This is a genomic window from Cupriavidus sp. BIS7 (assembly GCF_000292345.1).
Lineage (GTDB): Bacteria > Pseudomonadota > Gammaproteobacteria > Burkholderiales > Burkholderiaceae > Cupriavidus.
The window spans coordinates 17059-34108 of the sequence record NZ_ALOU01000072.1 but is presented as its reverse complement, the minus strand read 5'-3'; the positions used below and the strand labels follow the sequence as shown (position 1 = coordinate 34108).

General features: G+C 64.6%; 20 protein-coding genes. 19 read left to right on the top strand and 1 reads right to left on the bottom strand.

Annotated elements, in window-relative coordinates:
* Nucleotides 1–93: 93 nt before the first annotated feature.
* Nucleotides 94–603, bottom strand: coding sequence for a GNAT family N-acetyltransferase (locus B552_RS0122935; RefSeq protein WP_026035962.1), 510 nt, complete (start codon nucleotides 601–603; stop codon nucleotides 94–96).
* A 173-nt stretch (nucleotides 604–776) separates the two neighbouring features.
* On the opposite strand from B552_RS0122935, the gene B552_RS0122930 reads away from it, so the two are divergent.
* The 19 genes from B552_RS0122930 (at nucleotide 777) to hisF (ending at nucleotide 17049) form a co-directional block, all read left to right on the top strand.
* Nucleotides 777–1901: a tripartite tricarboxylate transporter substrate binding protein gene (locus B552_RS0122930; RefSeq protein WP_019451398.1), complete on the top strand. Its 1125-nt coding sequence runs from the start codon at nucleotides 777–779 to the stop codon at nucleotides 1899–1901.
* Nucleotides 1902–2058: 157 nt separating this feature from the next.
* Nucleotides 2059–2898 (top strand): ABC transporter ATP-binding protein, encoded by an 840-nt coding sequence (locus B552_RS0122925; RefSeq protein WP_035880219.1) that lies wholly within the window; start codon nucleotides 2059–2061, stop codon nucleotides 2896–2898.
* Entirely contained in the window at nucleotides 2895–3671 is a 777-nt protein-coding gene (gene mlaE, locus B552_RS0122920; RefSeq protein WP_019451396.1) for a lipid asymmetry maintenance ABC transporter permease subunit MlaE, read from the top strand. The genes B552_RS0122925 and mlaE overlap by 4 nt, the downstream gene beginning before the upstream one ends.
* Before the next feature lie 35 nt (nucleotides 3672–3706).
* Nucleotides 3707–4267, top strand: coding sequence for an outer membrane lipid asymmetry maintenance protein MlaD (mlaD, locus tag B552_RS0122915; protein WP_019451395.1), 561 nt, complete (start codon nucleotides 3707–3709; stop codon nucleotides 4265–4267).
* A complete protein-coding gene (locus B552_RS0122910) occupies nucleotides 4264–5103 on the top strand; it encodes a VacJ family lipoprotein (protein WP_019451394.1) in 840 nt (279 codons plus the stop codon). Before mlaD ends, B552_RS0122910 begins: the two co-directional genes overlap by 4 nt.
* Nucleotides 5104–5288: 185 nt before the next feature.
* Nucleotides 5289–5915, top strand: a complete 627-nt coding sequence (locus B552_RS0122905; protein WP_019451393.1) for an ABC transporter substrate-binding protein — start codon at nucleotides 5289–5291, stop codon at nucleotides 5913–5915.
* 135 nt (nucleotides 5916–6050) lie between these two features.
* The gene (locus B552_RS0122900) at nucleotides 6051–6350 is read left to right on the top strand and encodes an STAS domain-containing protein (protein WP_019451392.1); all 300 of its coding nucleotides are present in this window, start codon (nucleotides 6051–6053) and stop codon (nucleotides 6348–6350) included.
* A 257-nt stretch (nucleotides 6351–6607) separates the two neighbouring features.
* Nucleotides 6608–7558, top strand: a complete 951-nt coding sequence (locus tag B552_RS0122895) for an ABC transporter ATP-binding protein (protein WP_019451391.1) — start codon at nucleotides 6608–6610, stop codon at nucleotides 7556–7558.
* Nucleotides 7559–7605: 47 nt separating this feature from the next.
* On the top strand, nucleotides 7606–8376 hold the full coding sequence (locus tag B552_RS0122890; RefSeq protein ID WP_051003608.1) for an ABC transporter permease: 771 nt from the start codon (nucleotides 7606–7608) through the stop codon (nucleotides 8374–8376).
* A gap of 35 nt (nucleotides 8377–8411) precedes the next feature.
* On the top strand, nucleotides 8412–8657 hold the full coding sequence (locus B552_RS0122885) for a BolA family protein (RefSeq protein WP_026035961.1): 246 nt from the start codon (nucleotides 8412–8414) through the stop codon (nucleotides 8655–8657).
* Nucleotides 8658–8725: 68 nt separating this feature from the next.
* Entirely contained in the window at nucleotides 8726–9976 is a 1251-nt protein-coding gene (gene murA, locus B552_RS0122880; RefSeq protein WP_019451388.1) for a UDP-N-acetylglucosamine 1-carboxyvinyltransferase, read from the top strand.
* A gap of 65 nt (nucleotides 9977–10041) precedes the next feature.
* Entirely contained in the window at nucleotides 10042–10716 is a 675-nt protein-coding gene (gene hisG, locus B552_RS0122875) for an ATP phosphoribosyltransferase (RefSeq protein ID WP_019451387.1), read from the top strand.
* A 36-nt stretch (nucleotides 10717–10752) separates the two neighbouring features.
* On the top strand, nucleotides 10753–12087 hold the full coding sequence (gene hisD, locus B552_RS0122870) for a histidinol dehydrogenase (protein WP_019451386.1): 1335 nt from the start codon (nucleotides 10753–10755) through the stop codon (nucleotides 12085–12087).
* Between the two features lie 152 nt (nucleotides 12088–12239).
* Complete coding sequence (gene hisC, locus B552_RS0122865) at nucleotides 12240–13340, top strand: histidinol-phosphate transaminase (RefSeq protein WP_019451385.1); 1101 nt, start codon at nucleotides 12240–12242, stop codon at nucleotides 13338–13340.
* A 7-nt stretch (nucleotides 13341–13347) separates the two neighbouring features.
* The gene (gene hisB / locus B552_RS0122860; protein ID WP_019451384.1) at nucleotides 13348–13935 is read left to right on the top strand and encodes an imidazoleglycerol-phosphate dehydratase HisB; all 588 of its coding nucleotides are present in this window, start codon (nucleotides 13348–13350) and stop codon (nucleotides 13933–13935) included.
* Nucleotides 13936–14017: 82 nt separating this feature from the next.
* Nucleotides 14018–14641, top strand: a complete 624-nt coding sequence (locus tag B552_RS0122855) for a YchE family NAAT transporter (RefSeq protein ID WP_019451383.1) — start codon at nucleotides 14018–14020, stop codon at nucleotides 14639–14641.
* Entirely contained in the window at nucleotides 14638–15291 is a 654-nt protein-coding gene (hisH, locus tag B552_RS0122850; RefSeq protein WP_035880216.1) for an imidazole glycerol phosphate synthase subunit HisH, read from the top strand. Before B552_RS0122855 ends, hisH begins: the two co-directional genes overlap by 4 nt.
* A gap of 182 nt (nucleotides 15292–15473) precedes the next feature.
* Nucleotides 15474–16217, top strand: a complete 744-nt coding sequence (gene hisA, locus B552_RS0122845; protein ID WP_026035960.1) for a 1-(5-phosphoribosyl)-5-[(5-phosphoribosylamino)methylideneamino]imidazole-4-carboxamide isomerase — start codon at nucleotides 15474–15476, stop codon at nucleotides 16215–16217.
* A gap of 61 nt (nucleotides 16218–16278) precedes the next feature.
* The gene (gene hisF / locus B552_RS0122840) at nucleotides 16279–17049 is read left to right on the top strand and encodes an imidazole glycerol phosphate synthase subunit HisF (protein WP_019451380.1); all 771 of its coding nucleotides are present in this window, start codon (nucleotides 16279–16281) and stop codon (nucleotides 17047–17049) included.
* The last annotated feature ends 1 nt before the right edge of the window (nucleotide 17050 follow it).

Here is a 17050-nt window from a genome sequence, read left to right as displayed (position 1 = left end):
TTCATATAAGGGGAGCAAACCGACGGCTTTTGCTGTGCCCTTGGTGTTCTCCCCTCTCCCGCCGTGCGGGAGAGGGGGAGAGGGCTGGCCGCTCTACAGCCGACACCCCATCAACACAGCGTCATCACCATAGTCCGCCAGCTTTTCCGCATGCTTGCCAGCGACTATCGGCGCGTACCCAAGCCTGCGCCACCAGGCTGACGCAGACTGCACGGCGATCAGGCGGGAGGAACGCAGGCCGGCCGCCAGCGCAGCATCCCGGCTTGCCGCGTAAAGCCGCTGTGCGATTCCAGTGCCACGCCCGCCCGGCGCCACGGCCATGTCGTGGACAAACCATGTCAGTGCGGTGTCATCGGCCCAGCCCCGCGCCAGCACCCCATCGAGCGGCGGCAGCGCGTCTTCTGGCCAGGCGTGCGTAAACAGATACGCCGCCAGCGACCCATCGGGCAACGCGGCAATCCAGCAGGTTTCAGGCGACAACGTCAGCCGGCTGGCAAGCGCTTCGGAGGATTCGAGCAGGGCGTCGCCGTAGCATTGCGACTGGACGGCGAGTACGGCGGGCAAGTCGAAGGCCGCCATCGGCCTCAGGACGATTTCAGACATCGGGCGATTATAGATGGGCTCACATTGGGGTCCGCCCGGAGAGCGTTTACGTGGTCTGTGCCGGCCGGGGGCATGTCTTTACAATGGCCCGAAAACCATAACGAAGAAACTGCCTCGAATCCCTTTCAGCCGATTTGGTGCCGCCGCAGCACATGGTGGACCGGAGGAAATTGATGTCCGAAGTGCGCAAAATGACGCGTCTTTGGCGAGGTAAAGCGAAGTTGCCTACGCTCGCTGCCATCCTGGCAGCCCTGCGGCGCGGGCCGTGGGGTGTCGCAACGTGGTGCGTGGTCGCCTGTACCGCCGGTACGGCGACGGCGCTCGCACAACCTCCCGCCATCGCGCAACTCGCGAGCATCCCGTCGTCCGGCACGCGTCCGGAACTTCAGAACCGGCAGGTTTCGTTCCCGGCCCGCCCGTTGCGGATGGTCGTCCCGTTCCCGGCCGGCGGCGTTGCCGATGCGGTGGCGCGTCTGCTGGCAGAGCGGCTTTCCGTCAGGCTCGGCATGCCGGTCGAGGTCGACAACCGGCCCGGCGCGTCTGGCACGATGGCTGGCGACGTGGTCGCCAAGGCGAACTCGGACGGCCATACGCTGCTGTTCCATCAGGCGAACATGCTGATCCAGCCGGGGCTGGAGCCGGTGCCCTATGACGTGATCCGTGACTTCGTACCGGTGGGGCGCGTGGCCACGATGCCGCTGTTCCTGGTCATCGACGGCCGGCTGCCGATGCAGACGCCGCAGCAATGGTCTACCGCAGTCCGTTCGAATCCGGGCTCCTACAGCTATGGCTACGGTCAGCCCGGCAGTCCGTCACACTTGTACGCCGAGTATGCCGTGCGCGGCCTTCCCAGTGCCGTGCCGCTGGTGACGGCCAAGGGTGAGAGCGCAGTTGTCCAGGAGATGCTGGCCGGCCGTATCAGCGCCTGCTTCTGCTCGTTTGCGTCGGTGCAGACGCACCTGCGTTCCGGGGCGCTGCGGCTGATTGCCGTGACCGGCGTTGCGCGCTCGCAACTGGCACCGCAGGTGCCCACGCTGCAGGAGTCGGGCCTGGAAGGCTATGCGGCTGCGGCATGGTACGGCGTGATGGCGCCAGCCAAGACGCCCCGGGCCATCGTTGCCAGGCTGGCCAATGAACTCGACAACGTCACGGAAGAGCGCGAAGTGCGCGCCAGGCTGCTTGCGGTGGGGCTGATGCCGATGCAGGATTCGCCGGAAGCATTTGCCACGGCCATCCGCTCCGAATCGACCCAGTGGCAGGTGATCCTGCGCCAGTCCGGCCAGCGCAGCGACCCCTGAGTCTCCTCTGCCACGGGGCAAGGCGGGCAAGGCACTGGCGGCTGGCGATTGTTATCGGTTCCGGAACAGTGAGGTCGGCGTTTGGAACCGCTGCTGGGTAGGTAGTAGCCCTTATAATGGCGGCCTGTCCAAAACCGGTGCCAATGTGACCGCTACCGTGCCGAACCCTTCCGGCCAGTCTTTTACCGGCCCGAACATCGTCGAACTCGCGGATGTCGATTTTGCATACGCGGCCGGCGACAAGCCGATCCTTTCCGGCCTTTCCATGCGCTTTCCGCGCGGGAAGGTGGTGGCTGTCATGGGCGGCTCGGGCTGCGGCAAGACCACCGTCATGCGCCTGATCGGCGGCATGGTGCGCCCCCAGCGCGGCAGCGTCACATTCAATGGTGCCGATATCGACGCAATGGACCAGAAGGGCCTGTACGCGGTCCGGCGTCAGATGGGCATGCTGTTCCAGTTTGGCGCCCTGTTCACTGATCTGTCTGTATTCGACAACGTCGCATTTCCGCTACGAGAGCACACGGACCTGCCCGATTCGATGATTCGGGACCTGGTGCTGATGAAGCTCAACGCGGTGGGTCTGCGCGGCGCGCGCGACCTGATGCCGGCGCAGATCTCGGGCGGCATGGCGCGGCGCGTGGCGCTGGCGCGTGCCATTGCACTGGACCCGGCGCTGCTGATGTATGACGAACCGTTCGCCGGCCTCGATCCGATCTCGCTTGGCCTTACCGCGAACCTGATCCGGGACCTCAACGACGCGCTCGGCGCCACGACGATCATCGTCTCGCACGATGTGCAGGAGACGTTCCAGATCGCCGACTACGTCTATTTCATCGCCAACGGCCGCATTGCCGCCGAAGGCACGCCCGAGACACTGCGCACGTCCAGCGACCCGTTTGTTCACCAGTTCGTCCATGCGGAGGCCGATGGCCCCGTGCCGTTCCACTATCCCGGGCCGTCGCTGGCCGAAGATTTTGCCGCCGGAGGATCGCGTTGAACGGCTTCTTCACCTCCATCGGCGCCACCGTACGCCATTTCGTCGGCGGGCTTGGCCACGCCACCCGGATGTTCGTTTCGCTGCTGGCGATGTCGCCGGCGCTTTTGCGCCGCTTCCGGCTGGTCACCGACCAGGTGTTCTTCGTCGGCAACCTGTCGCTCGTGATCATCGCCGTGTCGGGTTTGTTCGTCGGATTCGTGCTCGGGCTGCAGGGCTATTACACGCTGAACCGCTACGGATCGGAACAGGCCCTGGGGCTTCTGGTCGCGCTCTCGCTGGTGCGTGAACTGGGTCCGGTGATCTCGGCGCTGCTGTTCGCGGGCCGTGCCGGGACCTCCCTGACCGCGGAGATCGGACTGATGAAGGCCGGCGAGCAACTCACGGCAATGGAAATGATGGCCGTTAACCCACTGCAGCGCGTGATCGCGCCGCGCTTCTGGGCGGGCGTGATCGCCATGCCGGTGCTGGCCGCGATCTTCAGCGCCGTTGGCATCCTCGGCGGCTACCTGGTGGGCGTGCAACTGATCGGTGTGGATGCCGGCGCGTTCTGGTCGCAGATGCAGGGCGGCGTCGACGTGCGCGCAGACGTACTCAACGGCGTGCTCAAGAGCTTTATTTTTGGCATCGCGGTGACGTTTATCGCGTTGTATCAGGGTTTCGAAGCCAACCCGACGCCGGAAGGTGTGTCGCGTGCCACCACGCGCACCGTCGTGATGGCTTCGCTGGCCGTGCTGGGGCTGGACTTCCTGCTGACCGCGCTGATGTTCAGCTAGGCCGGCCGCATCGATCGCATGAGAAAGAGAATCGCATGAAGAAAACTTCGCTGGACTACTGGGTAGGGGTGTTCGTGGTACTGGGCTTTGCCGCGCTGCTGTTCCTGGCGCTCAAGGCCGGCAACATGAGCAGCTTCTCGTTCCAGGAGACTTACACGGTCACCGCGCAATTTGACAACATCGGCGGCCTGAAACCGCGTGCGCCGGTCAAGAGCGCGGGTGTGGTGGTCGGCCGCGTGGCCGCGATCCGCTTCGACGACAAGAACTACCTGGCCACGGTAGAGCTGAACCTGGACAAGCGTTACCAGTTCCCGAAGGACACTTCGGCCAAGATTCTGACCTCGGGCCTGCTCGGCGAACAGTACATCGGCCTGGAGGCCGGCGGCGACGATGCGATGCTGGCGCAGGGCGGCAAGATCAAGATGACCCAGTCGGCTGTCGTGCTGGAAAACCTGATCGGCCAGTTCCTCTACAACAAGGCCGCCGACGCGGGTGCTGGTGGTGGAAGTGGATCGGGCTCGTCGGCATCGTCCGCATCGTCGGGCTCCAGCGCTTCGGCGCTGCCAGCAGCGCCGGGCACGGGCGGCACTAAATGAGCGCTATCAATCGCCTGGCGGCGATATCGCTGGCGGCGCTTGCCCTGGCCGGTTGCGCCACGGGCCCCAATGCCAATCCGGCAGATCCGCTCGAGCCGTTCAACCGTGGTGTCAGCACGTTCAACGACAAGCTCGACACGTACGCGCTGAAGCCGGTTGCCACGGTCTATTCGGATTACATGCCGACGCCGGTGCAACTGGCAGTCGGCAACTTCTTCTCGAACGTGAGCGATGTCTACTCTGCCGCCAACAACCTGCTGCAGGGCAAGCCGTCGCGCGCGGCCGAGGACACGATGCGCGTGGCGATCAACAGCGTGCTTGGCATTGGCGGCCTGATCGACATCGCCACGCCGGCCGGTCTGCCCAAGTACAAGGAAGATTTCGGCCAGACCATGGGTGTGTGGGGTGTGCCGGCCGGACCGTACCTCGTGCTGCCGCTGTTCGGGCCTAGCAGCGTGCGTGACACAACCGGCATGGTGGTGGACCGCTTCATGGACCCGACCAGCTATATTTCACCGTGGTACGCCGGCCTGGGCGTGCAAGGTGTCCGGGTGATCGACGGGCGGGCGCAGTTGCTCGGTGCGACCAGCCTGATCGAGGCAGCGGCGCTGGATCGTTATTCGTTCCTGCGCGATTCTTACCTGCAGCGGCGGGAATACCTGATCCACGAAGGCAATCCGCCGAAGAAGGACGAAGAGGATGAGCAGGACGACAAGGGTGCGCCAGCGCAGCCTTCGTCACCCGCGCAGCCCTCGCCGTCGCCGACGCCCGCTCCGCCCGCGCCGGCAACGCCCGCGGCCCCGACAGCGGCCCCGACAGATTCCAAGGCCGGTTGATCACCCCGCCAGCCCTGGACTGGCAGTGTTTGCGGCGGCTGTGAGCGCGCTGTGAGCCCTGCAACAAAGTGTATGAAAGTGGCGTGTGGCACATACTGCGTTCAACGCAACGCCAGCGCCTGTGTTTCAATGGTCCCGATGCCGGTGCTACCCCGGCCGGGCCAGAAATGAAAGGAAAACCACAAATGATCAAGCGACTGCTGCTTCCCTTCCTTACCGTCTTTGCCTTTGCCGGCGCAGCCCAGGCCCAACAGCCAGCAGACACGTCCTCGCCGGATGCGCTGGTCAAGTCCGTGGTCAACGACGTGATGGCCTCCGTGCGGTCCGACAAGGAAATGCAGGCCGGCAACGTTTCCAAGATCTCGGCACTGGTCGAGCAAAAGATCATCCCGAACGCGAACTTCACCAAGACCACCCAGATCGCAATGGGCCGCAACTGGTCGAAGGCCACGCCCGAACAGCAGAAGGTCATCACCGATGAGTTCAAGACGCTGCTGATCCGCACGTATGCTGGCGCAATCGCCCAGATCCGCGACCAGCAGGTCCAGTTCCGCCCGTACCGCGGCACGCCGGATGACACCGATGCCACGATCCGTACGCAGGTGATCAACAAGGGCGAGCCGATCCAGCTCGACTACCGCCTTGAAAAGACGGCGGAGGGCTGGAAGGTCTACGACATCAACGTGCTGGGCGCCTGGCTGACCGAAGCCTACAAGGGCAGCTTCAACACGATCGCCAACCAGCAGGGCGTGGACGGCATCATCAAGACGCTGCAGGACCGCAACCGCCAACTGGCCAACGCCAAGAGCTAAGCCCGCCAGGCCAGTTGCCACCCCGGTTGCGGTGCAGCACGCCGCGCCGATCTGGTCTACAATGGCCACTCGCTCCCGCCGCGCATCCGCCGAGCGGGAGCTTTCTGTTTCCAATCCCCTATCCCAAGACCGTCCATGCCTGCCCTTGGCAACTCGCTGACCAACCGCAACGCCGCCGCCGTGCTGCGTGACGGGCTGTCGCGCGTGGCGCAGGGCGAATTGACGGTCGATTGCAGCGCGCTGCAGCAGGTAGACTCGGCCGCCGTGGCCGTGCTGCTCGCCTGGCAACGCGCCGCCGCACAGCGCGGACAGGCGCTGACGCTGAACGGCGTACCCACGCAACTGCAGTCGCTGGCCAGCCTCTATGGCGTGGACGGCCTGCTGGGCCTCGCCCCGGCAGCCAGCGGCCCGGAACACCACCACCACCGACATTGAACCGGCATCCGTTGCCGCGCGCCTGCTGCTTGTGCGCGTAGCCATGCGATGCCACGGCGTCCGGCCCAGCGGCCGGCGTCGCGTCGAGCAAAGCGGGCTTTCCCCCGCATCCCCTATAATTCCGGGTTGTTCGTCCCCAAGTCGCCCCCAAGTGTCCTGACACGATTCCCCCAGGTGCTGCGCGGCTAACCTCAAGGGCGTCCCCAACTCCAAGAGAGGCCGGCCGCATAAGCGGCCCAGTCACAAGACATTCGGCCATGAAAGCCATCGAAATTACCGATGTCCGCAAGCGCTACCGCAATCTGCAGGCGCTCAAGGGTGTCAGTTTCAGCGTCGAGCGCGGCGAATTTTTCGGCCTGCTCGGCCCCAACGGTGCTGGGAAGACCACGCTGATCTCGATCCTCGCGGGACTGAACCGCGCCAATTCGGGACGCGTCAGCGTGCTTGGCCATGACGTCGTGGACGACTACCGCATGGCGCGCCGCATGCTGGGTGTGGTGCCGCAGGAACTGGTGTTCGATCCGTTCTTCACGGTGCGCGAGACTTTGCGCCTGCAGTCGGGCTATTTCGGCCTGACGCGCAACGACGACTGGATCGACGAGATCATGGCCAATCTCGATCTCACCAACAAGGCAGACAGCAACATGCGCCAGCTCTCGGGCGGCATGAAGCGCCGCGTGCTGGTGGCGCAGGCGCTGGTGCACCGCCCGCCCGTGATCGTGCTGGACGAACCGACCGCCGGTGTGGACGTGGAACTGCGCCAGACGCTCTGGAAGTTCATCTCGCGCCTGAACCGCGAGGGCCACACGATCATCCTGACCACTCACTACCTGGAAGAGGCCGAGGCGCTGTGCGATCGCATCGCCATGCTCAAGTTCGGCGAAGTGGTGGCGCTGGATCGCACCAGCAACCTGCTGACGCAGTTCGCCGGGCTGCAACTGGTGCTGACGCTGTCGCGCGGCACGCTGCCGCCTGCGCTGGAGGCCCTTCGGACGCCATCCAACCCCGGCGAACGCGCATGCCGGCTGCGCCTGTCCGGTTACGAAGCCGTGGAGCCGATTCTTGCTGCACTGCGTGAAGCGGGATGCGAGATCGAAGACATGGAAATCAGCAAGGCCGACCTCGAGGACGTATTCGTGCAGATCATGCGCCGCGAAGGCCAGATGCCGGGTGCCTTGCCCAATACCGCGATGGAGGCTGCGGCATGAAGAACCCGGCTGGAATCGATATCACCGACCAGCAGCGCCTGGAGTCGATGGCCGTTGGCGGCCTGGTCGGCTTTCGCACGCTGCTTTACAAGGAAGTGCTGCGTTTCTGGAAGGTGGCCTTCCAGACCGTGGCTGCGCCGGTGCTGACCGCCGTGCTGTACCTGCTGATCTTCGGCCACGTGCTCGAAGACCGGGTGCGCGTCTATGACCAGATCAGCTACACCGCGTTCCTGGTGCCGGGTCTGGTGATGATGAGCGTGCTGCAGAACGCGTTCGCCAACAGTTCGTCATCGCTGATCCAGTCGAAGATCACGGGCAATCTCGTCTTCATCCTGCTGCCGCCGCTGTCGCACTGGGAAATGTTTGGCGCCTACGTGGTGGCGTCGATCATCCGCGGGCTCAGCGTGGGTCTTGGCGTACTGCTGGTCACGGCATGGTTTGCCAACCTGCACTTCGCGCATCCACTCTGGATTCTCGTGTTCGGCATGATGGGCGCGGGCATCCTCGGTACGCTGGGGCTGATCGCGGGCATCTGGGCCGAGAAGTTCGACCAGCTCGCCGCGTTCCAGAACTTTCTGATCATGCCGGCTACGTTCCTGTCCGGCGTGTTCTATTCGATTCATTCGCTGCCGCCATTCTGGCAGGCCGTGTCGCACGCGAACCCGTTCTTCTACATGATCGACGGCTTCCGCTATGGCTTCTTCGGCGTGTCCGACGTGCCGCCTCTGCAGAGCCTGGCCGTGGTGGTCGTGGCCTTCGCGGTGATGGCGGCGCTGGCGCTGCGGATGCTGCGCAACGGATACAAGCTGCGGCACTGAGATTGCCGCCCCAACGGATTCAACAAGAGACAGACATGCTGCCTACACCGGAACAAGTCAGGGATTACATTGCCCAAGGATTGCCCTGCGAACATCTGGAAGTGGAAGGCGACGGCCAGCACTTCTTCGCCACGATCGTGAGCGCTGAATTCGATGGCAAACGCCTGATCCAGCGGCACCAGCGTGTGTACGCGGCGCTGGGCGATCGCATGCGCGCGGAGATCCACGCGCTGTCGATGAAAACGCTGACCCCGGCCGAATGGCAGGCAGGCAGCCAGTAACTGGCGCGCTGCACAACAGAACAACCTTGCCGGACGGGCGTGTGCCCGGCCGGATCAACTGACAGAACATGGACAAATTCCAAATACAGGGTAACGGGCCGCTCAAGGGAGAAATCCGCGTCTCGGGCGCCAAGAACGCCGCGCTGCCGATCCTGTGCGCGGGCCTGCTGACCGCCGACACCGTCACCATCGGCAACGTGCCGGACCTGCAGGACACGCGCACGATGCTCAAGCTGCTGCGCGAGATGGGCATGAAGGCCGAGATGACCAACGGCGTTGCCACGCTGCAGGCCGCCGACATCAGCTCGCCCGAGGCTTCGTACGAACTCGTGAAGACGATGCGCGCGTCGATCCTCGTGCTGGGGCCGCTGGTGGCGCGCTTCGGCGAGGCACGCGTGTCGCTGCCCGGCGGCTGCGGCATCGGCGCACGCCCGGTGGACCAGCACATCAAGGGCCTGCAGGCGATGGGCGCCGAGATCAATATCGAGCACGGCTTCATCCATGCCCGCGCCAGCCGCCTGAAGGGCGCACGCGTGGTCACGGACATGATCACCGTGACGGGCACCGAGAACCTGCTGATGGCCGCCACACTGGCCGAAGGCGAGACCGTGCTTGAGAACGCCGCGCGCGAGCCCGAGGTGACCGACCTGGCCGAACTGCTCGTCAAGATGGGCGCGCAGATCGAAGGCATCGGCACTGACCGCCTCGTCGTTCATGGCGTTGAGCGCCTGCACGGCGCCCAGCACAAGGTCGTGGCCGACCGCATCGAAGCGGGCACGTTCCTGTGCGCGGCCGCGGCTACGCTCGGCGACCTCGTGCTGCGCGACATTCCGCCGCTGATTCTCGATGCCGTGCTGATCAAGCTGCGTGAGGCCGGCGCCAACGTGGAAACCGGCGACGACTGGATTCGCCTGGCCATGCCGCAGCGCGCGCAGGCCGTGAACTTCCGCACGTCCGAATACCCGGCTTTCCCGACCGACATGCAGGCGCAGTTCATGGCGCTGAATGCCGTGGCCGATGGCACGGCGCGCATCACGGAGACGATCTTCGAGAACCGCTTCATGCACGTGCAGGAGCTGAACCGTCTGGGCGCCAACATCACCGCGGAAGGCAATACGGCCGTAGTGACCGGCGTGCCGCGCCTGTCCGGCGCCAGCGTGATGGCCACCGACCTGCGTGCATCGGCCAGCCTCGTGATCGCGGGCCTGGTAGCAGAAGGCGAGACCGTGATTGACCGGATCTATCACCTGGACCGTGGCTACGACCGCATGGAAGACAAGCTGTCTGCCGTTGGTGCGAAGATCCAGCGCATCAGTTGAGCGCGACGCCGGATACGAACGACAAGACGCCAAGCCGCCCCCAGAACACTGCAGAAGAATCTACGATGAGCCCCGCTTTCAATGCATCGCCCAACCAGCTCACGCTGGCACTGTCCAAGGGCCGCATCTTCAAGGAAACCCTGCCGCTGCTGGCTGCCGCCGGCATCGAGGTGACCGAAGACCCGGAGACTTCGCGCAAGCTGATCCTGCCTACGTCCGATCCGGCCGTGCGCGTGATCATCGTGCGCGCATCGGACGTGCCGACCTACGTGCAGTACGGCGCGGCGGACTTCGGCGTGGCCGGCAAGGACGTGCTGATGGAGCATGGCATGGCCGGCCTCTATGCGCCGATCGACCTGAACATCGCGCGCTGCCGTATGTCGGTGGCTGTGCCGGCCGGCTTCGATTACGCCAATGCCGTGCGCCAGGGCGCGCGCCTGGCCGTGGCCACCAAGTATGTGCAGACCGCGCGCGAGCATTTCGCCAAGAAGGGCGTGCACGTGGACCTGATCAAGCTCTACGGTTCGATGGAGCTTGGCCCGCTGGTGGGCCTGTCCGACGCGATCGTCGACCTGGTCAGCACCGGCAGCACGCTGCGCGCCAACAACCTCGTCGAGGTGGAGGAGATCGTGCAGATCTCGTCGCGGCTGGTGGTCAACCAGGCGGCACTCAAGCTCAAGCGGGAACGGCTGGCGCCGATTCTCGACGCATTTGAACGGGCCTCCGCGGCGCTCGCCTGAGGCGGCAGCAAGCAGAATCCCGTGAGGAAAGATGTCATGAACGATACCGATATGGAAAACCTGTCGATCCGCCGGCTGGACTCTAGCGAGACCGGCTTCGCCGCGTCGCTGCGCCAGGTGCTGGCGTTCGAGGCTTCCGAAGACGAAGCGATCGACCGTGCCGCCGCCGACATCCTGGCCGACGTGCGTCGCCGCGGCGACGATGCCGTGCTCGAATACACGCGCCGCTTCGATCGCGTGGAAGCGTCGTCGATGGCGGCGCTGGCACTGTCGCCGGCCGAACTCGAAGCCGCGCTCGAAGATCTGGAGCCGAAGCGTCGCGCCGCGCTGGAAGCCGCAGCGGCACGTGTGCGGGCGTACCACGAGAAGCAGAAGATCGAATGCGGCAGCCATAGCTGGGAATACACCGAGGCCGACGGCACGATGCTGGGCCAGAAGGTGACGCCGCTTGACCGCGTGGGCCTGTACGTGCCCGGCGGCAAGGCTGCCTACCCGTCGTCGGTGCTGATGAACGCGATTCCGGCGCGCGTGGCCGGCGTCAAGGAAGTGATCATGGTCGTGCCGACGCCGGGTGGCGTTCGCAACGAACTGGTGCTGGCAGCCGCGCAGATCGCCGGTGTCGATCGTGTGTACACGATCGGCGGCGCACAGGCCGTGGCCGCGCTTGCATATGGCACCGCCACGCTGCCGCAGGTCGACAAGATCGTCGGCCCGGGCAACGCCTACGTGGCGGCAGCCAAGCGTCGCGTGTTCGGCACGGTCGGCATCGACATGATCGCCGGCCCGTCGGAAATCCTTGTGATCTGCGACGGCACCACCGATCCGGACTGGGTGGCGATGGACCTGTTCTCGCAGGCCGAGCATGACGAGCTTGCGCAGTCGATCCTGCTGTGCCCGGATGCGGCGTACCTGAGCCGCGTGGAAGAAAGCATCCAGCGCCAACTGCCGGCCATGCCGCGTCGCGAGGTCATTGCGGCTTCGCTGTCGGGCCGTGGCGCGCTGATCAAGGTACGCGACATGGACGAGGCCTGCGAGATCGCCAACGCAATCGCGCCCGAGCACCTCGAGATCTCCGCCGAGAATCCGCGCCAGTGGAGCGAGAAGATCCGCCATGCGGGCGCCATCTTCATGGGCCGTTATACGAGCGAATCGCTTGGCGACTACTGCGCCGGCCCGAACCACGTGCTGCCCACCTCGCGCACCGCGCGCTTCTCGTCGCCGCTGGGCGTCTATGACTTCCAGAAGCGTTCGAGCCTGATCGAGGTCAGCGAGAACGGCGCGCAGATGCTGGGGCAGATCGCCGCCGAACTCGCCTACGGCGAAGGCCTGCAGGCGCATGCACGTAGTGCGGAATATCGCTTCAAACGCTAGAAACCGTTTCAGTCTGATTCTGGCGTCGTTGCGCGGCCTGGCCGTACCTGGTGTACTGTCTGCGGCCGCGCGCCTAGCCAGAACCGCTTCGCTTCACTCTGAAACGGTTTCCAGGTAGGTATTTTTGGATTGCTGTGAACTAGAGGACCATCATGTCAGCCGTAGACCCATCCCTGATCGAACGCATCATCCGTGACGACGTGCGCGCCATGGGCGCCTACCACGTGCCCGAGTCTCACGGACTGGTGAAGCTCGACGCGATGGAGAATCCGTACCGGTTGCCGCCCGATCTGCGTGCACAGCTTGCTGCCCGCCTCGGCGAGGTTGCGCTGAACCGCTACCCGGTGCCGAGCAGTGAAGCGCTGCGCGCCAAGCTGCGCGCAGTGATGCACGTGCCGGCCGGCATGGACGTCCTGCTTGGCAATGGCTCCGACGAGATCATCAGCATGCTGGCGCTGGCCGCCGCGAAGCCGGGCGCCAAGGTAATGGCACCCGTGCCGGGCTTCGTCATGTATGCGATGTCGGCGCAGTTCGCGGGCCTCGAGTTCGTGGGCGTGCCGCTGCGCGCGGATTTCACGCTGGACCGCGCGGCGATGCTGGCGGCCATGGCGGAGCACAAGCCGGCGATCATCTACCTGGCCTACCCGAACAACCCCACCGGCAACCTGTTCGACGCGGCCGACATGGAAGCGATCGTGCGCGCCGCGCAGGGCGAGGTGTGCCAGAGCCTGGTGGTGGTGGACGAGGCCTACCAGCCGTTCGCACAGGAAAGCTGGATGCCGCGCCTGACGGAATTTGGCAACCTGCTGGTCATGCGCACGGTGTCAAAGCTTGGTCTGGCCGGCATCCGCCTCGGCTACGTGGCCGGCGCGCCGGAATGGTTGTCGCAGCTGGACAAGGTGCGTCCGCCGTACAACGTCAACGTGCTGACCGAGGCCACCGCGCTGTTCGCGCTCGAACACGTAGCCGTGCTGGACGATCAGGCCGCCCAGTTGCGCGCCGAACGGTCGAAACTTGCGGATGCAATGGCCGCAATGCCGGGCGTGACGGTGTTCCCGAGCGCCGCCAACTTCCTGCTGGTCCGCGTGCCGGATGCTGCACAGACGTTCGATCGCCTGCTGGCGCGGAAGGTATTGATCAAGAACGTGAGTAAAATGCACGCATTGCTGGCCAACTGTCTGCGCGTGACGGTCAGCACCCCGGAAGAAAACGCGCAGTTTCTTGAGGCGTTCAACGCTTCGTTGCAGGATTAACCCCACCATGCGTGTTGCAGAGGTCACCCGCAATACCTCGGAAACGCAAATCCGCGTTTCGCTGAATCTTGACGGCACCGGTCGCCAGAAGCTGGCGTCCGGCGTGCCGTTCCTTGACCACATGCTCGATCAGATCGCCCGCCATGGCATGTTCGACCTCGAGGTCGAGGCCACGGGCGACACCCACATCGACGATCACCACACGGTCGAGGACGTCGGCATCACGCTGGGCCAGGCCGTGGCACGCGCCATCGGCGACAAGAAGGGCATCACGCGCTATGGGCACAGCTATGTGCCGCTGGACGAATGCCTGTCGCGCGTGGTGATCGATTTCTCGGGCCGTCCGGGCCTGGAGTTCCACGTGCCGTTCACGCGGGCGCGCGTGGGCAGCTTCGACGTCGACCTGACGATCGAGTTCTTCCGCGGCTTCGTCAATCACGCCGGCGTGACGCTCCATATCGACAACCTGCGCGGCATCAACGCCCACCATCAATGCGAAACGGTGTTCAAGGCCTTCGGGCGTGCGCTGCGCATGGCGGTGGAACTGGACCCGCGCGCGGCAAACACGATTCCATCGACCAAGGGCACCCTCTGAGCGAGACGCTTTCACGCACCACTCTGTAGGCGTGCCGGCTGGTTGCGGCGCCCGTTGAATACCACCGACACTCCCGCAACCGATGGATACGCTGAAGTCCTTCATCTCGCTGCTGGCGCTGATCAATCCGATCGGGGCGATCCCGTTCTTCATCAGCCTGACCAGCCAGCAGACCGAGGCCGAGAAGCTGCGGACGATCAAGACCGCGTCGATCTCGGTGGCGATCGTCGTGGCGGTGTCGGCGTTGCTCGGGCAGCAGATCATCGAGTTCTTCAATATCTCGGTGGCGTCGCTGGAAGTGGGGGGCGGACTGCTCATGGTCATGATGGCCATGAACATGCTGAACGCGCAGACCAGCCGCACCAAGGCCACGCCCGAGGAAGAGGACGAAGCCGAGGCCAAGGCCAGCATCGCCGTGGTGCCGCTGGCGCTGCCGCTGCTGACCGGACCGGGCTCGATCAGTACGGTGATCGTCTATGCAGGCAAGACACAGCACTGGTACCAGTTGCTGATCCTGGTTGGCATCGGCGTGCTGCTCGGCGCAGTGGTGTACGTGACGTTCCGCGCGGCGGACCCTATCGCACGGGTGATCGGCCAGACGGGAATCAATATCGGTACGCGCCTGATGGGTTTGATCCTGTCGGCGCTGGCCGTTGAATTCATTGTGGACGGGCTGAAGACATTGTTGCCTGTTTTGAAATCATGACTACCATAGCAATTGTGGATTACGGCATGGGCAACCTGCGCTCGGTAGCGCAGGCGCTGCGCGCCGCGGCACCGGAAGCGGATGTCCAGGTGGTGGACCGGCCCGAAGCAATCCGCGCGGCTGACCGCGTGGTGTTGCCGGGGCAGGGAGCGATGCCAGACTGCATGGGCGCGCTCGGCGGTTCCGGCCTGCAGGACGCCGTGCTGGAAGCCGCAGCAAACAAGCCGATGCTCGGTGTGTGCGTTGGAGAACAGATGCTGTTCGACCTGAGCCGCGAAGCTCGTGCAGGCGCGGACAGCACGCCGGCGCTGGGACTGATGCCCGGTGAAGTGATTCGATTTGAACTGGAAGGCATGACGCAGCCGGACGGCTCGCGCTACAAGGTGCCGCAGATGGGATGGAACCGCGTGCGCCAGGTGAAGCCGCATCCGCTGTGGAATGGCATTCCCGACAGCAGCTGGTTCTATTTCGTGCACAGTTACTATGTGCACGCGCAGGACCCGGCCCACATCGCCGGTGAAACTGAGTACGGCGTCGTGTTTACCAGTGCGGTGGCACGCGATAATATTTTCGCCACACAGTTTCACCCGGAGAAGAGCGCCGCGATGGGTTTGCAGCTATACCGGAATTTCGTGCACTGGAATCCGTAAAGCGTCAGAAGCACCTGTTACCAGAAGCGCCACAGATACTATCCAGCGATCGTCACATCGTTCAGAGCCACCGACCAGACTGCGCATATCCACTGCCAACCTGACATGACCTGAAAGCCGGCGCCCGGCGCCGGCATCGCTGCCATTTTCCTTTTTACACAACCACCACGCTCGTCACGCATATGTTGCTCATTCCGGCCATCGACCTGAAGGACGGTCAGTGTGTACGCCTCAAACAAGGCGACATGGACCAGGCCACCGTCTTTTCCGAAGATCCCGCCGCCATGGCACGCCACTGGGTCAACCAGGGCGCGCGTCGCCTGCATCTGGTCGACCTGAACGGCGCGTTTGTCGGCAAGCCCCGCAACGAAGCTGCCATCAAGGCCATCATTGCCGAGGTTGGCGATGAGATCCCCGTGCAACTGGGCGGCGGCATCCGCGACCTGAACACGATTGAACGCTGGCTCGATGATGGGCTGTCGTACGTGATCATCGGCACGGCAGCCGTGAAGAACCCGGGCTTCCTCAAGGACGCCTGCTCGGCATTCGGCGGCCACATCATCGTCGGTCTCGATGCCAAGGACGGCAAGGTGGCCACTGACGGGTGGAGCAAGCTGACCGGCCACGAAGTGGTGGACCTGGCGCGCAAGTACGAAGACTACGGCGTGGAATCGATCATCTACACCGACATCGGCCGTGATGGCATGTTGCAGGGCATCAACATCGACGCCACCGTCAAGCTGGCCCAGTCGATGTCGATTCCGGTGATCGCCAGCGGCGGCCTGTCGAACATGGCCGATATCGACCAGCTCTGCGCCGTGGAAGGCGAGGGCGTGGAAGGCGTGATCTGCGGCCGTGCGATCTATTCGGGCGACCTGAATTTCGCGGCCGCCCAGGCGCACGCGGACAAGCTGGGCGCGGAGTAATCTACCTTCGCGTGCCACAACCAGCCGCTGCCCTCGCGGGCGGCGGCAGGCAAGGAATCTCATGCTAGCCAAACGTATCATCCCCTGCCTGGACGTGACCAACGGGCGGGTGGTCAAGGGTGTCAATTTCGTCGAACTGCGCGACGCTGGCGATCCCGTCGAAATCGCGCGTCGCTACGATGAGCAGGGTGCTGATGAAATCACATTTCTCGACATCACGGCCACCAGCGACGGCCGCGACCTCATGCTGCACATCATCGAAGCGGTGGCTTCGCAGGTGTTCATCCCGCTGACGGTCGGTGGCGGCGTGCGCACCGTGGAAGATGTGCGGCGGCTGCTCAACGCCGGCGCGGACAAGATCAGCGTGAATTCGTCCGCGATCGCCAATCCGCAGCTGGTTTCCGACGCCACGGGCAAGTACGGTTCGCAATGCATCGTGGTGGCTATCGACGCCAAGCGCAGTTCGGCGCCGGGCGAGCCGCCGCGCTGGGAAGTGTTCACGCACGGCGGGCGCAAGGCCACCGGCCTTGATGCGGTGGAATGGGCACGCGAGATGGCGCGCCGCGGCGCAGGCGAGATCCTGCTGACCAGCATGGACCGTGACGGCACGAAGAGCGGCTTCGACCTCGAATTGACGCGCGCTGTCAGCGACGCGGTGCCGGTGCCCGTTATTGCTTCGGGAGGGGTCGGCGGCCTGCAGGATCTGGCCGACGGCATCCGCCTGGGACACGCCGATGCCGTGCTGGCGGCCAGCATTTTCCACTACGGCCAGCACACCGTTGGCGAAGCAAAGGCATTCATGGCCCGAGAGGGCATTCCCGTCCGGATGTGAT

Coding starts and splice junctions, on each gene's coding strand:
- B552_RS0122930 (WP_019451398.1), top strand. CDS start 777: ATGTCCGAAGTGCGCAAAATGACGCGTCTTTGGCGAGGTAAAGCGAAG.
- B552_RS0122895 (WP_019451391.1), top strand. CDS start 6,608: ATGAAAGCCATCGAAATTACCGATGTCCGCAAGCGCTACCGCAATCTG.
- hisB (WP_019451384.1), top strand. CDS start 13,348: ATGCGTGTTGCAGAGGTCACCCGCAATACCTCGGAAACGCAAATCCGC.
- murA (WP_019451388.1), top strand. CDS start 8,726: ATGGACAAATTCCAAATACAGGGTAACGGGCCGCTCAAGGGAGAAATC.
- B552_RS0122890 (WP_051003608.1), top strand. CDS start 7,606: ATGGCCGTTGGCGGCCTGGTCGGCTTTCGCACGCTGCTTTACAAGGAA.
- B552_RS0122885 (WP_026035961.1), top strand. CDS start 8,412: ATGCTGCCTACACCGGAACAAGTCAGGGATTACATTGCCCAAGGATTG.
- hisH (WP_035880216.1), top strand. CDS start 14,638: ATGACTACCATAGCAATTGTGGATTACGGCATGGGCAACCTGCGCTCG.
- B552_RS0122900 (WP_019451392.1), top strand. CDS start 6,051: ATGCCTGCCCTTGGCAACTCGCTGACCAACCGCAACGCCGCCGCCGTG.
- hisG (WP_019451387.1), top strand. CDS start 10,042: ATGAGCCCCGCTTTCAATGCATCGCCCAACCAGCTCACGCTGGCACTG.
- hisA (WP_026035960.1), top strand. CDS start 15,474: ATGTTGCTCATTCCGGCCATCGACCTGAAGGACGGTCAGTGTGTACGC.
- B552_RS0122855 (WP_019451383.1), top strand. CDS start 14,018: ATGGATACGCTGAAGTCCTTCATCTCGCTGCTGGCGCTGATCAATCCG.
- hisD (WP_019451386.1), top strand. CDS start 10,753: ATGAACGATACCGATATGGAAAACCTGTCGATCCGCCGGCTGGACTCT.
- B552_RS0122910 (WP_019451394.1), top strand. CDS start 4,264: ATGAGCGCTATCAATCGCCTGGCGGCGATATCGCTGGCGGCGCTTGCC.
- B552_RS0122905 (WP_019451393.1), top strand. CDS start 5,289: ATGATCAAGCGACTGCTGCTTCCCTTCCTTACCGTCTTTGCCTTTGCC.
- hisF (WP_019451380.1), top strand. CDS start 16,279: ATGCTAGCCAAACGTATCATCCCCTGCCTGGACGTGACCAACGGGCGG.
- B552_RS0122935 (WP_026035962.1), bottom strand. CDS start 603: ATGTCTGAAATCGTCCTGAGGCCGATGGCGGCCTTCGACTTGCCCGCC.
- hisC (WP_019451385.1), top strand. CDS start 12,240: ATGTCAGCCGTAGACCCATCCCTGATCGAACGCATCATCCGTGACGAC.
- mlaD (WP_019451395.1), top strand. CDS start 3,707: ATGAAGAAAACTTCGCTGGACTACTGGGTAGGGGTGTTCGTGGTACTG.